1 protein-coding gene and 1 pseudogene are annotated in these 1019 nt (G+C 42.7%); one reads left to right on the forward strand and one right to left on the reverse strand.

All coding sequences use genetic code 11. The features are described 5' to 3' along the window. Window positions 1–221: 221 nt before the first annotated feature. On the forward strand, window positions 222–437 hold the full coding sequence (locus HPS55_RS14060; RefSeq protein WP_172325122.1) for a DUF7688 family protein: 216 nt from the start codon (window positions 222–224) through the stop codon (window positions 435–437). Between the two features lie 281 nt (window positions 438–718). Here the strand turns inward: HPS55_RS14060 and HPS55_RS14065 are convergent. Further along, window positions 719–928 (reverse strand): annotated as a pseudogene (locus tag HPS55_RS14065) (glycoside hydrolase family protein); the annotation flags it as partial. Window positions 929–1019 lie beyond the last annotated feature (91 nt).

The following is a 1019-nucleotide window of genomic DNA, read 5'->3' on the forward strand; positions in this document are numbered from 1 at the left end:
ACATTCGAGTGCAAGACAAAGGACATTGCAACGCACGATGGCATATACTGCGATATGCTGGAAGAAATGTTCACGATGGTAACGGGACTTTACACCCGATTTTGAGGGGTGGGCGGCAAAAGCCGCCTACTTTCTTTCGTGAGCATGATGGCGAAAAAGAAAGTAGGCAAAGAAACCGCTGTCCCAATCTACGATAATATTCACAAAAACAAGTTTTAATCATGGAAGCAATCAGACAGAACGGAAAAATCATCTTGCACAGCGATGACGGAACAGGCATAAAGATGATTTTCAAAAACCTCACGGGGAGGAATTTTCAAGGTCAGGAATATGCGGAGTATATCCGGCACATCGCAATCGGGGAGATGGGATTTTCGCCCGGCATCATAGAGCATTGCAGGGATGGTGAGGTAATCGGCAAAGGAAAAATCATGTAAATAAAAAAGGTGCGCTTACAATGCAAGCGCACCTTAATTGTAATTTTTAACAAAGCAGTCCCGCGATGAAAGCCAAGACTACCTCGATAACCTTGGCAAATTCATTTTCTGAAAATTCTATTTTCATACTTCTAAATTTTGAAGGTTACGTTTAATATCGGACATCTCCGGCTCACCAATCTGTATTTAGACGCTTAGTGAGCGTACACGTCTAAAATCTAATTACCATACAATAGGCAAAAGATATGCCAGTTTGAATACACTGTCATTTTGTCAGGTTTTTATGGTACATACAGCAGCGCAAACTCCGCCTTTCTCCGTTTGAGCAGCATGGCGTGCCGTTTACCTTTGTAGTTGCAGAAAGCGATATATTCCCGATAAATGTTCCGGTCGCCCGCCTCCAACTTTCGGATCAGCGTGCTTTTGGGTATCTTCCCGCTCCCCAAAAGCCGGTATGGACCGACATTGTAGGCGAGTGTGGCAAGTAGCAGTTATCCCAACTTCATTATTATCCCAACCAAAGAGGTATATATCCTGTAAAACAGATTATTATATACGATTATGGTTGGGATAATAATTTGA

This window comes from Xylanibacter rodentium, assembly GCF_013166575.1.
Classification (GTDB): Bacteria; Bacteroidota; Bacteroidia; order Bacteroidales; family Bacteroidaceae; genus Prevotella; species Prevotella rodentium.